12 protein-coding genes are annotated in these 13,639 nt (G+C 59.6%); 2 read left to right on the forward strand and 10 right to left on the reverse strand.

The annotated features are described in order from the left end of the window. Positions 1-174 precede the first annotated feature (174 nt). From EOA28_RS01730 to EOA28_RS01760, 7 genes are all read right to left on the reverse strand, one after another. Positions 175-1,044: a dihydrodipicolinate synthase family protein gene (locus EOA28_RS01730; RefSeq protein ID WP_127404859.1), complete on the reverse strand. Its 870-nt coding sequence runs from the start codon at positions 1,042-1,044 to the stop codon at positions 175-177. A gap of 216 nt (positions 1,045-1,260) precedes the next feature. After that, complete coding sequence (locus tag EOA28_RS01735; protein ID WP_189341889.1) at positions 1,261-2,895, reverse strand: choline dehydrogenase; 1,635 nt, start codon at positions 2,893-2,895, stop codon at positions 1,261-1,263. Between the two features lie 11 nt (positions 2,896-2,906). Further along, entirely contained in the window at positions 2,907-4,406 is a 1,500-nt protein-coding gene (locus EOA28_RS01740) for an aldehyde dehydrogenase family protein (RefSeq protein ID WP_128314472.1), read from the reverse strand. A gap of 17 nt (positions 4,407-4,423) precedes the next feature. Further along, positions 4,424-5,491 carry an ABC transporter ATP-binding protein gene (locus EOA28_RS01745; RefSeq protein WP_127404862.1) on the reverse strand — a complete coding sequence of 356 codons (1,068 nt, stop codon included), beginning with the start codon at positions 5,489-5,491 and terminating at the stop codon, positions 4,424-4,426. A gap of 9 nt (positions 5,492-5,500) precedes the next feature. After that, complete coding sequence (locus EOA28_RS01750; RefSeq protein ID WP_127421266.1) at positions 5,501-6,343, reverse strand: carbohydrate ABC transporter permease; 843 nt, start codon at positions 6,341-6,343, stop codon at positions 5,501-5,503. Beyond that, positions 6,343-7,281: a sugar ABC transporter permease gene (locus EOA28_RS01755; protein WP_127404864.1), complete on the reverse strand. Its 939-nt coding sequence runs from the start codon at positions 7,279-7,281 to the stop codon at positions 6,343-6,345. Before EOA28_RS01755 ends, EOA28_RS01750 begins: the two co-directional genes overlap by 1 nt. A 96-nt stretch (positions 7,282-7,377) precedes the next feature. After that, complete coding sequence (locus tag EOA28_RS01760) at positions 7,378-8,655, reverse strand: extracellular solute-binding protein (RefSeq protein WP_281060882.1); 1,278 nt, start codon at positions 8,653-8,655, stop codon at positions 7,378-7,380. A gap of 255 nt (positions 8,656-8,910) precedes the next feature. On the opposite strand from EOA28_RS01760, the gene EOA28_RS01765 reads away from it, so the two are divergent. Together EOA28_RS01765 and EOA28_RS01770 are read left to right on the forward strand one after the other, a co-directional pair. Further along, a complete protein-coding gene (locus EOA28_RS01765) occupies positions 8,911-9,981 on the forward strand; it encodes a LacI family DNA-binding transcriptional regulator (RefSeq protein ID WP_189341890.1) in 1,071 nt (356 codons plus the stop codon). Positions 9,982-10,038: 57 nt separating this feature from the next. Further along, positions 10,039-10,719 (forward strand): HAD hydrolase-like protein, encoded by a 681-nt coding sequence (locus EOA28_RS01770; protein WP_128314475.1) that lies wholly within the window; start codon positions 10,039-10,041, stop codon positions 10,717-10,719. A gap of 281 nt (positions 10,720-11,000) precedes the next feature. On the opposite strand, the gene EOA28_RS01775 is transcribed toward EOA28_RS01770, so the two are convergent. From EOA28_RS01775 to EOA28_RS01785, 3 genes are all read right to left on the reverse strand, one after another. Continuing rightward, positions 11,001-11,723, reverse strand: coding sequence for an ABC transporter ATP-binding protein (locus EOA28_RS01775; RefSeq protein ID WP_210214908.1), 723 nt, complete (start codon positions 11,721-11,723; stop codon positions 11,001-11,003). A gap of 85 nt (positions 11,724-11,808) precedes the next feature. Then, on the reverse strand, positions 11,809-12,636 hold the full coding sequence (locus EOA28_RS01780) for an ABC transporter permease (RefSeq protein ID WP_210214909.1): 828 nt from the start codon (positions 12,634-12,636) through the stop codon (positions 11,809-11,811). A 1-nt stretch (position 12,637) separates the two neighbouring features. Beyond that, a complete protein-coding gene (locus EOA28_RS01785; RefSeq protein ID WP_128314477.1) occupies positions 12,638-13,633 on the reverse strand; it encodes an ABC transporter substrate-binding protein in 996 nt (331 codons plus the stop codon). Positions 13,634-13,639 lie beyond the last annotated feature (6 nt).

The raw sequence follows: 13,639 nt of genomic DNA on the forward strand, positions 1-13,639 counted from the left end.
CAACGTTTATCATCCGCGATAACCGCATGTGTCGTCCTCCTTGTTCAGTCGCTTGCGAGCGTTCCGAGGGTGCGGCCGAATGACGACCGGTGAATTGCCAAGCATGCCGCAGCGGACCGGCGGCATCCAGGCCCGCCCCGGGGAGACGGTGTCCCCGGGGCAAGGGCGCTCACCTCAGGCGGCGGCGCCGAGGGCTTCGTCGACCAGCTTCACCTCCGCCTCGGTGAGTGGCAGGACAGGAAGCCGGCACTCGCCGACGGGGCGTCCCGTCTTGGTGCTCGCTGCCTTGGCGACGGGGTTGAAAGGAGACGTCCAAAGCAGCAGCGACAGCGGGCGCAGCTTGAGCCAAAGAGCGGCCGCCTCGGCGAGGTTCTTGGCTTGAACGAGATCGTAGAGCTTGACCAGCTGCTTCGGTACGGCATTGCCGGACCCGGTGAACACGCCGGGCGCGCCGCTGACAAGGCTGTAGAAATTCAGATAGTCGCAACCGTTGAACACCTTGGCGCCCTGGGCCGAGAGCTGATCGATGCGCATCATGTTCGACGTGCTGTCCTTGATGTATTTGACGTTGTCGATCTCACTGAAGCGCTTGAAGACGTCAGGCGTGATGTCGAAGCCGGTATACTGGGGAATGTTGTAGACCATGATGGGGGTCGCGACGGCCTTGGAAATCTGCTCGTAGTGGTAGCGCACTCCCGGTTCGCTCGGCCCCTCGAAGAAAGGCGGCAGGATGAGCAATGCGTCCGCGCCAGCGTCCCGCGCGTGCTTCGAGTTGTCGATCGCGTCTTCGGTGCGCAGGGCAGACGTCTGGACGATAAGCTTGGCCCGGCCATTGATCCGCTTGCCCGCGATCTCGGCGATGCGCCGCTTCTCGGTCTCGGTGAGGAAAGGAAACTCTCCGGTCCCGCCATTCACGGCGATGATGTGAATTCCCGCCTCGATCAGCGAGTCGATATTTGCCGCCAATGCGCCCTCGTCGAGCGCAGCGCCATTGTCCTTGAATGGCGTGCAGATCGGCACGCAGATGCCTTTTAGTTCACTCACGTCTTTGCTCCTTTTGCGCGACTGATTGACCGTTGAACTTGCGGCGCGACCTCATTCCGCATGGAATGACTCGGTCGCCGCAAGCTATAGATTTCGCTGTATACTTCCTGTTAGCCACCAGAGGTCCGGAACCACATTGCTAACCATGTATTTTCATAGTTGTAATCGTTTTCATGCCGTAGATCAAGCGATTGCTGCATTTGATGCTCGCGCGCCTTAGGCGGTGTGGTAAGGCTGCGGGTCGGCGGGCAACGGCGCTATCCCGCGAATGGCGTCCGCGACCTTCTCAGCCATCATGATGACCGGGGCGTTGAGGTTGCCGCTGACGATCTCAGGCATGATCGAGGCATCGACGACCCTGAGGCCCTCAATGCCGTGCACCTTTGCTTCCTTGTCGACGACCGCGTCATCCCCCTCGCCCATTCTGCAGGTGCAGCATGGATGGTAGTTGGTGCCGGCAATCCCGCGCAGCCAATTGGCGATATCCTCGTCGCTGGCGATCGAGGGGCCGGGCATTTCTTCAACGCCGCGAAACTCGTCCCATGCCTTCTGGCGGACCACGTTGCGGATCGCCTTCACGGCCTGAACAGCCTGCAGCATGTCGTCAGGGTGCTCGAGATAGTTGAACAGGAATTTCGGCGACGCCCTTGGATCGGCCGACTCTACCCACACGCGTCCCTCGCTCTTGGGCCTCATCAGGCTCAGGAAGTACTGGAAGCCGTTCTCGAGCTTGACGTTCCCGTGCTGGAATTCGCCCAGCATCGGCACGAACTCGAACTGCACGTTAGGTATGGTTTCTTCTTCCCTCGTGCGCATGAAGGTGCCGACTTCGAAGAAGTTGGTCGCGCCAAGCCCCTTCTTGAAGAGGAGCCACTGAAGCCCGAGCTTCGCCTTGCCGAAGGTTGAGAGTTCCTTGGCAGCCGATACGTCCTTCGTAGCGCGATACATGACAGGGGCAGCCACATGATCCTTCAACCCTCGTCCGACGCCAGGCAGGTGGTGTTTCAGCGCAATCCCGGCCTTTCTGAGGTCATCGGCAGGGCCAATGCCGGATAGCAGCAGCAGTTGTGGGGAATTTAGCGCTCCCCCGCACAGGATTGTTTCGCGCTCCGGCTCAAATTGCTGGGCGCCGGCTTTTGTGGTCACAGCAACCCGAACGACGCGCTTGTTGCTCGTTTCGATGCCGGTGACCCTAGCGCCGGTGAGCACGGTGAGGTTGGGCTTGCGGGGCTGGGCATGGATATAGGCCTGCGAGGTGCTCCAGCGAATTCCGTCATGGACGTTGCGCTGGGTTATGTGAACGCCTTCCTGCTGATATGCATTGTGATCAGCAACATGCTTCAGACCGCTCTCCACCCCCGCCCTCAGGAAGGCGTGGTAAAGAGGATTTTCCGCCTTGCAGGTCTCGATCCGCATCGGCCCGGAGCCGCCGCGATAAGCGTTCGCTCCCTTGTCGAATGTCTCGGCTTTCTTGAAATAGGGCAGACATTGCGCATAGGACCATCCGCCAGCTCCGATCGACGCCCAGTTGTCATAGTCCCAAGGATTGCCGCGGACCCAATTCATGCCATTGATGGAGGACGAGCCGCCCAGCACGCGCCCTCTCGCCTCATGTATGACCCGCCCCTGCAAGTGCGGTTCCGGCTCCGAATTGTAGAACCAGTTGAAGCGGTCGTTCATCAGCGGAAAACCAAGGGCCGCCGGCATCCGGATATATATGTGCTGATCGGAGGGACCCGCTTCCAGGAGCAGAACCGTGGTCGACGGGTCCTCGGCCAGCCTGGACGCTATCACGGAGCCTGCCGAGCCCGAACCTATGACGATATAATCGAACGCCTTCTTGTCCGTCACCGGGGCACTCCTTACGATCTTGCCGAGGTTGTCAGGGTGTGCGGCAGGGCGTGGGTGCGTTTCCCAAGCTTGATGAAGGTCGACTTCACCTCGGTGAACTCGAGCAGGCCGTCCAACCCGTTTTCACGACCGATCCCGCTTTGCTTGAAGCCGCCGAACGGCATCTGGACCGCGGTCTCGAGAAATGTGTTGACGTAGACCGTCCCGCTGCGAAGTTCCCGCGAAACGCGTATCGCCTTGTCGATGTCCTTCGTCCATAGCCCGTTGCCCAGACCATAGTTCGTGTCATTGGCGAGCGCGATTGCTTCCTCGACGCTCTTGAAACGCGTGACCGCAAGCACTGGGCCGAAAATCTCTTCGCGAAAGATGGTCATGTCGGGGGTGACGTTGGAAAAGATGGTAGGGGCAACATAATAGCCCATGCCGAGGCCGTTTTCGGTGACACGGTTGCCACCGAGGAGAAGCGTCGCGCCCTCCTCTATACCGGACTCGATGTATGACAGCACCTGTCCCATGTGCTTCTCGTGGATCAGCGCTCCGACGTCCGCGTCCTCATCCGTCGGCAAGCCGAGGCGGATCTTCTTAGAGCGCTCGACCAGCTTCTCCAGGAAGCTTTCCGCAACGCTATCCTCAACAAGAAGCCTGGTGCCCTGGACGCATTCTTCGCCCTGATTGAGGATGTAGCCGAGCAGGATGCCATCCAGGGCCGCATCGATGTCGGCATCGGCAAAGACGATATTTGCCGCCTTTCCGCCTAGCTCGAGGCCAACGCGCTTGACCTGCTCGGCCGCGCGCTGCGCGATCCTGATCCCGACCGCGGTCGATCCGGTAAACGAGATCATGTCGACATCTCGATGCCCGGTGAGGATCTCGCCGACCGTCCGGCCCGAGCCGGTTACCACATTTATGACGCCATTTGGGATGCCGGCCTCTGTCGCCAGCTTGGCGATTTCCAGCGTCGAACCAGAGGTCAGCTCCGATGGCTTGACCACAACCGTACAGCCGGCCGCGAGCGCGAAGGGCAGCTTCTGGAACAGAGTCACCATGGGGAAGTTCCATGGCGTGATCATTGCAATCACGCCGCGCGGCTCACGGGTGACAAGACCCAGATTTGCGTCACCGATGTTGGAGACGAGGTCTCCTGGGAGTTGCCAGGCAAGCGCTGCCGCATAGCGCGCCAGCTCAATTGACCACTCAATCTCTGCCCTGGCGAAGCGGATCGGCTTGCCAACCTCTTCCGCCTCAATAAGGGCTAGCCGGTCGGTGTCACGGATCATCAAGTCGATCCAGCGTCCGAGTGCCTTGGCTCTTTCGGCGCCAGGCATCGATGACCAGACAGATCTCGTGTCGAAGGCTTTGCGGGCGGCCCCGACAGCAGCCCTTACCGCCTGCTCGTCGCTTTGCGCGAAACGGGCTAGCAGCCTGCCATGGGCTGGCGATTTGCGTTCCACCTTCCGATCCGCGCCTGCCCAACCGCCGTCGATCCAATTGTCGTATTCACGGACGTCCATCGATCCATTTTCCTCGGTCAGTTTGGCGCGACGAGCCGGCTCTTGCCTGGCGCAACAAGCACGCCGACCACGTCGCCGACCCTCGCCTCTGTTCGATCGGTGACGACGATGAACTTGTGACCACCGCAGTCGACATAGACATTGGTGGTTTGCCCAAGCGGCTCGACGAAATCGACGCTTGCCGACGCGGCGCCTTCGACGCCGTCACCAACGATCAAGAGATGCTCGGGGCGGACCCCGACGAAGAATTGTCCTTGGGCGTCGGCAAAGCTGCTTGCCTTGTCGGCGACCTCCCCTGACAGACTGTCGGCAAAGGGCTGGACGGAGGCGGCAATTCCCTTCTTGCGGTCAAAATGAGCAGGGAACAGGTTCATGGGCGGAGAGCCGATGAAATCGGCCACAAACTCGGTTCTTGGCCTGTCGTAGATCTCCAGCGGCGTTGCCACCTGGACCATATCACCCTTGCGCATGACGGCGATCCGATCGGCCATCGACATTGCTTCGATCTGGTCATGCGTCACGTAGACGGTGGTGATGCCGAGGCTGGTAACCAGCTTCTTGATCTCGGTGCGCATCGTGGCGCGCAGCTTCGCATCGAGGTTCGAAAGTGGCTCATCCATCAGAAAGACGCGGGGATTGCGCACCAACGCCCGCGCCAGGGAGACGCGCTGCCGTTGCCCGCCGGAGATCTGTCCCGGTTTGCGATCCAGATACTCGGCAATTCCGAGTTTTTCCGCGGTCGCATGCACTTTCTTTTTGCGCTCTCCCTCGGCTATCTTGCGCACCTTCAGAGGAAACTCAATGTTCTGGAACACGGATAGGTGCGGATAGAGACCGTAGTCCTGGAACGCCATCGCAATATCGCGGTGACGAGGTTCCTCATATGTCACGTCGCGGCCATTGATTTTGATCTGGCCGTCGCTGGGGAGCTCCAGTCCGGCAATCATGCGCAATGTCGTCGTCTTGCCGCAACCGGAGGGACCCAACATGACGAAGAATTCCCCGTCCTTGATGTCGACCGACACGCCGTTCACAGCAGTGAAGGCGCCAAAGCGCTTGTAGACAGATTTGACTTCAATACCCATTGTCGTTCCTCATCCCTTCACGGCGCCAAGCGTCAGGCCCCTGACCAGGTATTTTTGCATCAACAGGACGAGCACGACGACCGGCAACGACATCAGCACGCCGGCCGCCGAGCCCAATCCCCACGATATCGCCTTGGCCTTGATCGAGCTCGCCGCGATCACCGGCAGCGTGCGCGCCTCGGAAGACGTCAGAATGCTGGCCAGCAGGAATTCATTCCAGGCGAACATGAATATGATCACCATCGTCGCAGCCAAGCCGGGCAAAAGCAGCGGCAAGGTCACGCGCCAGAAGCATTCGAAGCGGCTGCATCCATCTATCAAGGCAGCCTCTTCGATCGACTGCGGAATCTCCTGGATGAAGACGCGCATCACCCAGACCACGAACGGCAATCCGTTCAACGTATAAACGGCGATCAGCAGCCACGGCGTGTCGAAGATGCCCAGTTGCTTGGCGATGATGAACAGCGGGATGACGCTCACCATCGGCGGCAGCATGCGGATCGATAGAACCTCGAAGGCGATGAAGTTCTTGTTCTTAACGTCGAAACGCGCCAGTCCGTAGGCGGCGAGCGTCCCTGCGATCATTGCAAACAGAGTAGCCAGGCAGACGATGAATGCGCTGTTGATCAAGGCATCCATCGCATTCAGCTCCGTAAAAAGCTTGCGGTAGCTCTCTAATGTCGGAGCAAAAATCCACTTCGGTGGATAAGCCGCTATGTCGACATCTGATTTCAGCGAAGAAAGCGTCATCCACACGATGGGGAAAGCAAAGAAGGCGGTCGCCATCAGGGCAAGGACGTAGTAGCCGATGTCGCTGAGGATGGAGCCGCGTCGCGTGATCGACCTTGACATCAGCGGGCCTCCTTTTCGTTCACCATGCGCATGAAGCCCGTGTATTTCACGAAGATGAGAACCACGGCGAGGATGATGAGGAGCGTCAGCCAGGATAGCGCAGCACCATAGCCGAGGCTGAAGAAGCGGAAATTGACCCTTGCCAGGTAGATGCTGAGCAGGTCGGTGGCGAAATCGGGACCGCCACGTGTGATGATATAGACCGTGTCGTAGGTGCGGATGGCATCCACGATCCTGAGCAGGCTCGCGATCACGATCACCGGTTTCAGCATCGGCAGCGTGACCATGAAGAAGGTCTGAATCGGCGAGGCGCCGTCGATCGCCGCCGCCTCGAAGGGGCTCTTGGGCAGGGCCGAGAGGCCGGCGAAGATGATCAGGAACATGAAGGGGGTCCACTGCCAGACATCGACCAGCAGCATCGAGGCCATGGCGCTGGCCTTCTCGCCGGCCCATGGCTGCGGTGGAATGCCGACGAGGCTCAAAACATAATTGAGCACGCCAAGGTCGGGCATCATCATGATGCGCCAGGTGATGCCGACGGCGATCGGCGTGATCAGCATCGGGACGATGATGATGGTCCTCAGCAGCGTGAAACCGCGGAGCCTGACATTGAAGAGGAGCGCCAGCAGCACGGCCAAGGTGAGAGACAGCCCCACGGACAAGACGGTGAACAGCAGCGTCAGCAGGATCGAATGCAGGAACTGGGCGTCCGACACTGCATCGGCGTAGTTGGCGAGGCCGACAAATCCCTGGAACTTGTCCGGATCCGAGGGGCGATAGCCGGTGAGGCTCATATAGAGCGAGTGCAGGAGCGGAAAGAGCCCGACAACCGTCATGATGATCATGGTCGGCGCGAGCAGGATCATGCCGGTGTAACGCTCTCCGGCACGCTTGGCTCGATCGGTCGCGACGGGCAAACCCTCTAAGCTGACTGTCATGGTCCTTGATCCCGACGGCGCCGAGCGGGCATCTGCCCGCACAGCGCGTTCTTGTTCGACGAGCGCTGGTATATCCAGGCGCTTGCGGGCGGCACTTCAGCCCTTGACGAGCTTTCCCACCCGATCCACGGCATCGACCATCGCGGTCTTCGGGGTCTTTCGCCCAGTCACGCCGGCGAGGACTTCCTCGTAGATTGCCCGCTGCACTTCCACCGCATTGGTCAGGCGATAAGGCGGGATCGCGATCGGCTGGGTCCCGCGGGTCTTGAAATCCTCAAAGACATGGAGCCCCGGAATCTTTTTGATCATGTCCGGATTTTCGAGATCCGGCTTGTAGCAGATCGAGGTTTCACCCGCTTCCGAGAAATATTTGTAACCGCCATCGGCAAGCCAGGCCAGGAACCTGTAACCGTCAGCCTGCTTTTTGCTGGCGGCGTTGAGCACCACGGTCCAGCCGCCAATCATCGACTGCTGGAACTTCTCGGTCGGCGCCACCGCGTAGCCGAACTTACCGGCATGCGGTCCGCCCTCAATGCCGGAGAGCGCGTCCGACCAGGAAATGATCATGGCCGCGGTTCCCTGCCCGATCGCGGACTGACCTTCTGGGTAGTCGAACCCGGACACCCCTTGCGGGCAATACTGCAAGACCTCCTTCAGCCTTTCGATGGCATGCTCGCCCTGCCCCTCGGAATTGAAGACGGGCTCATTGGCGTCGTTGAAGCAGCCGTCGTCGGTCGGCGCAAGCTTCGTCATGCCCATGACGCGCGTCATCCAGTCACCGGACATGTGAGCGTCTTGTCCTCCCAGGCAAAGCGTGTTTCCGGCAATGTCTGAGCTGTGCAGCTTCTTGGCAGCCGCGACATACTCGTCCCAGGTAACCGGCACCTTGTCGATACCGGCTTTCTCGAACAGATCCTTGCGATAGATGAAGACCGGAATCGTCATGGCGAGCGGCAGGCCGTAGTGCTTGCCCTGGTAGATGGAATATTGCAGCGATCCCTCTGTGACGTTCCCATATTTGATCTCGGGAAGGTCAGGGTTGGCGGCTTTGATGTCCTCCATCGTGGGCGCCCACTTGTTGCGCTGCGGCTGTCGGACCCAGAGGCTGTCGGTGGTGATGATGTCGAACGTTTCCGAACCCTGTGAAAGTTCGATCAGCATCTTTTCGTAGTGAGATTCGTAAGGGTTGGATTCCCCGGTGATCTTCGCGGCTGTATATGCCTTCGCCACCTGGTCGGTGAGTGCCCCTGCCCAGACTGAATTGCTATTGAGGATATTGAGCGTCACTTCCTCCGCATATGCTGACGAGGCGCGATAGGCGGCCAAGGCGGCAGCAAGGCCGGCAGTGGCCTTCAGGAAGTTGCGACGAGACACTGGCAGTCTGATCGACGCGGTCAATTGTGGATTCTCCCTTTTATGCGAGACGGGCAAAAGCCGGCCTCGACGCTCCCAACTAATGTAAACGTTTTCATTCTTCGCGAGCCAAACAAAGATGTCAAGCCCAAACCCACACCAAGATAGAAATTTCTGTAAACGATTACATATTGGAGCGTTTTATGGCTTGTCAAGCGAGGTGAAGTCGAGGACAAAAGCCCTAGGTGAACAAAAGCCAACGAAATGGTGCGGCTTATGCCGGGCAAAACAGCCAAGCAACCCAAGTTGAAGAAGAAGGCAGGCGTCTTCGACGTTGCCCGCGAGGCGGGGGTTTCGGTGGCCACCGTATCGCGGGCGTTCAATCTGCCTGACCTCGTCAGCGAGGATGTTCGCCGACGGGTCCTGGCGACTGCGCAGAGCCTCGGCTACGCGGCCAACCCGGCGGCAAAAGCGCTGCGCTCTCGTAAGACCCATATCGTGGGGGCGGCGATCCCGACGCTGGACTATGCGATCTTTGCGAAGATGATCAACCACTTTCAGGATAGCTTCGCGCAGCACGGCTACATGACGATCGTTGCAACAACCGGCTTCGAACACGCCAACGTTTTTGAGAAGGTCAAAACATTGGTAGATCGCGGCGCCGAGGCGCTTCTTCTGGTTGGCGCGATCGAGGACCCGGCGCTCGTGAGCTATCTCAAGCAACCCCATATCCCGGTGGTGACGACCTACTCATATCTGCCCGACGAGATCGTGCCCTGCATTGGATTTGACAATTACGCGGCTACGCAAAGCGCGATGGAATACCTTGCCGATTTGGGGCACAGAAATTTCGCCATGATTGCCGGCAGCCCGAGGGGTAGCGATCGCCAGCGCGCTCGGATCGCCGCCTACAAGGATTTCGTCGGATCGAGAAATCTCCATGGGGCAGCGAACATAATCATTCGCAATTTCACCATCCGGGACGGAACCGAGGCAATACGCGCAATCCTGGACAAATACCCGGAGACCACGGCGGTGGTCTGCAACACCGATGTCATGGCGTTTGGAGCCTTGAGCGAAAGTCGGCGGCTCGGAATCCGGGTTCCCCAGGACATCTCGATCGTCGGGTTCGATGATGCAGAATATGCAGCGCAGCTGGACCCCCCGTTGACGACCATAGCCGTGCCTGCCGAGGAAATGGGCCGGTTGGCGGCCGAAATGCTCCACAGCTCGCTGTCGAACGGTGAGCCCCCTCGCTTCGTCAGGCTCGATTCGCACCTGATCGTAAGAAAATCCGCGTGCCCGCCGCGCGCTCTGAAACAGTTGCGCTTGGCCGCGGCCGTCTAAATCCAGGTCCGCGGGCGCTTCGCACCCGCGAAGTCGAGTGTGCACATAGGCACCGTCATGCCCCGTCAGCCGCTTCTGCCCTCTCGACCCGCCGCTATCATATTCGATTTCGATGGCGTCATCCTTGACTCTGCCGAGATCAAAGCAGAGGCGTTCGCTGAAATCTATTCCGGCTATGGGCAGCAGTGGAGGGAACCCATCCTGAGCTACCAGCGGCTGCATGGCGGTATTTCACGCCGGGAGAAGTTCGACCATTTCGACAAACAGATAGTGGGTAGCGCCCCGACCGTGGAGCGATTGGCGCTGCTGTCGAAGAGGTTCTCAGAAATCGTTTTTGAGAAGATCCTCGCTGCGCCTTTCATTCCCGGCGCGCGGGAACTGCTTGAAAAAGCGACTGGGCGTTCCAGGCTTTTCGTCGTTTCCGGAACCCCGCAGCAGGAACTGGTCGAGGTCATCCGTCAGCGAGCCCTTGACCACTATTTCGAGCTGGTCATCGGCGCGCCGACGAAAAAACGCGAGGCCTTCGCGCGGATCTTGCACATGGGGCTTTCGCGCGAAACCGTGGTGGCGGTCGGCGATTCAATCACGGAATGTTCCGCTGCCTGTGAGCTGGGAATCGCATTCCTCGGAATTCGAGGCGGGCCCTCGCCAACCGCCTTTCCGGAAGGTATCGTAACGCTCCCGGACCTGCGCGATGCAAGCAACCTGCTCGGCTTCGGCAGCCTGCCCCCAAGCTGACCACCGTCCGCGTGGCCGAGGTGCTGCCGCCGAGAAAGGGTGCACCGGTACTGGAAGGCACATACATTCCCGGATCGACAATCTTAATGCGCCTCGACTGAACTCGTATTACCGAGGGCGCGCTTGGTCCGAACGGTCGACGCGGCAATCGAGAAATGGGGTCTCAGAGACTCCGCATTGACTCAATCCGCCAATGGCGTAAACGTTTACATGGCCACGTATCCACCCGGTTAGCTGCTGACCAGTGCACGCCGCCCACCCCGGGGACGGCTATCGGCCGGCTAATGCTGATAAAGCAGTTGCCTGATCTCATGATAGATGTCGCGTGCCGTCCGGTCCGCGGTGATATCGACGAGGTCCCGAGGTCGAGCGAAAGGGATCGAGAATTCCTTGGCGATCTTGCCGTCTTTGAAAACAAGGATCCGGTCGGCCAAGGTGATCGCCTCGTTCAGATCGTGGGTGACGAAGACAACGCTCTTCTTGTCAGCGGCCCACATGCGCACGAACTCCTCGTGAAGCGATTCACGCGTCTGTGCGTCGAGTGCCGAAAAAGGCTCGTCCATCAACAGTATCTTCGGCGAGGGCGCCCAGGTGCGAGCGAGCGCCACACGCTGCCGCTGGCCCTGGGAGAGCTGACTTGGATAATTATCGGCAAAGCGCTTCAAACCGACGAGGTCCAGATAGTCTCGGGCCAAGGCCCGTCTTTCGCTTTTTGCGAAACCGCGCACTTCCAGCCCGAACTCTACGTTCTTCAGTGCAGTTCGCCATGGCAGCAAAGCATCGCGCGCGAACATGTAGCCGAGCTGTGGACGCGCGGCGACGGGCGGTTGGGCAAGTACGCTCACCTCGCCGATCGTTGCAGTGTGGAGCCCGGCCAGGACATTGAGCGCAGTGGTCTTGCCGGAACCGCTACGTCCGACGAGAACCAGGAACTCTCCCTCTCGCAGTTCCAACGACACATCATCCAGCCCGCGCACTGGTCCCGACGTGGTCTGGAACTCCATCACGACGTCGGAAATCCTGGCGGCGACACCGTCGGTTCCCGCGGCAGGCGATATGCTTGGTGCCATCGTCCCTGGTCCTCGCGGTTTAGAGCGCTCGCGCACCGAGCAGATAGCGTTCGAGCAGAGCCATCCCGGCATTGAGCAAGGAAGCGATCACGGCCAGCACGATGCAGACGGCGTAGACCCCTTCGAGCTGAAAAGTACCGGCATATCCCGCAATGAGTTGGCCGAGCCCTACCCGCGACGCCAATATCTCGGAGGTCACGACGCCGAGAAGCGAATAGATGATGCCAAGGCGCAGTCCGGCGAAAATGGAGGGCACGGCGCTGGGCAGCAGGATCTTCATGAACATATCCCGCTTGGAAATATTCATGACCGTCACCATCAGCCTGATATCGCGGTCGACGGTGCGAATGCCGGCGCGCGCGTTGACCATCAGGATGAAAACCACGACGCTGAAGGCAAGCGCGATCTTGGCTGCCTGGCTGACGCCGAAAAGCAGTATGAATACCGGCGCGAAGGCGATCCGCGGCATCGCATTGAACGCACTGATATAGGGGTCCAGCAGTTCCTCAACTTTGGGAAACAGACCAAGGCCGATGCCGATGACTACTCCAACGAATGAGGCCAGCACGAAAGCGACCACTGTTGCCTCGACCGTGGAATAGAGCGCAGGCAGAAGCGTGCCGTCGCTGGCGATCTGGACGAAAAACCAGAACACCTGCCCGGGACTTCGCGAAATCAGCGGCTTGACGACGCCGGACATGTAGACGAGTTGCCACAACGCCAGACAGGCTATTCCGACGCCGATTTGTCCAGCAAGTCGCTTGAGCCGCGCGACATTCCGGTGGGAAGGCCGACCGGCCTTCCCTTTTAAGCCCGATGAACCTGCCGCGGCGACCAACTCGGCCACCTCAGCCCGAAGTCAGGCTGGCGCAGGGCTCATACGCGTTCATCGTCCAGTCTGGAACAAAAGCGGCATATTTCTTCATGCCTTCCCAGCGCTCCTTGGTCAGCTTGGCATTGAAGCCCGATTTGTAGACGTCGATCAACGCCTTGGCCTTGCCCGCATCCAGCTTGAGCGTCTTTGCGGTGAAATCGACCAGTTTCTGTTCGTTCGCAGGGTCTTTCATGTAGCTGATCGTCTCGATGACCGCCTTGCAGAAATTCTGGGCAACCTGCGGGCGGTTTTTGATGAAATCCGAATTGGCGGTGAAAACCGTGAAGAGATACTCGGGATCGAACACCTTGTTGCGCGTGGCATTGAGATCGACCAGCACATCGAGATTGTCCGGACCGATCAACGTCGAACTCGGCGGAATACTGGCCATCGCATCGACCTGGCGGTTGGTGAAGGCGCCCGCCGCGCCATAGCCCGTTCCGATCGCGATGAAGGTGATGTCCTTGTCGGGATTCATGCCCGCGTCCCTGAACATCTTGCGCACGTAGAGCTCGGTTGCGCCCCCGCGACCGGCGACACCGATCAGCTTGCCCTTGAGATCGTTCAGGAAAGCCGGATATCCCTTCTTGACGTCGACTCCGGCGTCCTTGTGCGCGATGAAGGTGTAGTCGATGTCGTAGTTGCCCAACAGGACCGTCAGCGCCGCACCCTTTTGGATGGCCGGAAAGATCAGGGCCGCGCCGACATGCGTGATGTCGGCCGAGCCTCCAACCACCGCGGCTACCATGGCTGACCCGTTGGCGCCCTTGACGTACTTGATATCGAGGTTATGCCTGGCGAAGATGCCGACCTGCGAGCCGAACTGAGGCACGAAAGCGTCGAGTGTTTCGATCGATGTCGCGATGGTCACGGTATCTGTGGCCTGCGCGGTTCCGGCCGACATCGCCATCCCTATCAAGCCTGCGACCAAGACGGCGAGCGAATGCAGTTCGTTTCGAAATCCACCCATTTGCTG

Source organism: Mesorhizobium sp. M2A.F.Ca.ET.067.02.1.1, from assembly GCF_004023285.1.
Lineage (GTDB): Bacteria > Pseudomonadota > Alphaproteobacteria > Rhizobiales > Rhizobiaceae > Mesorhizobium.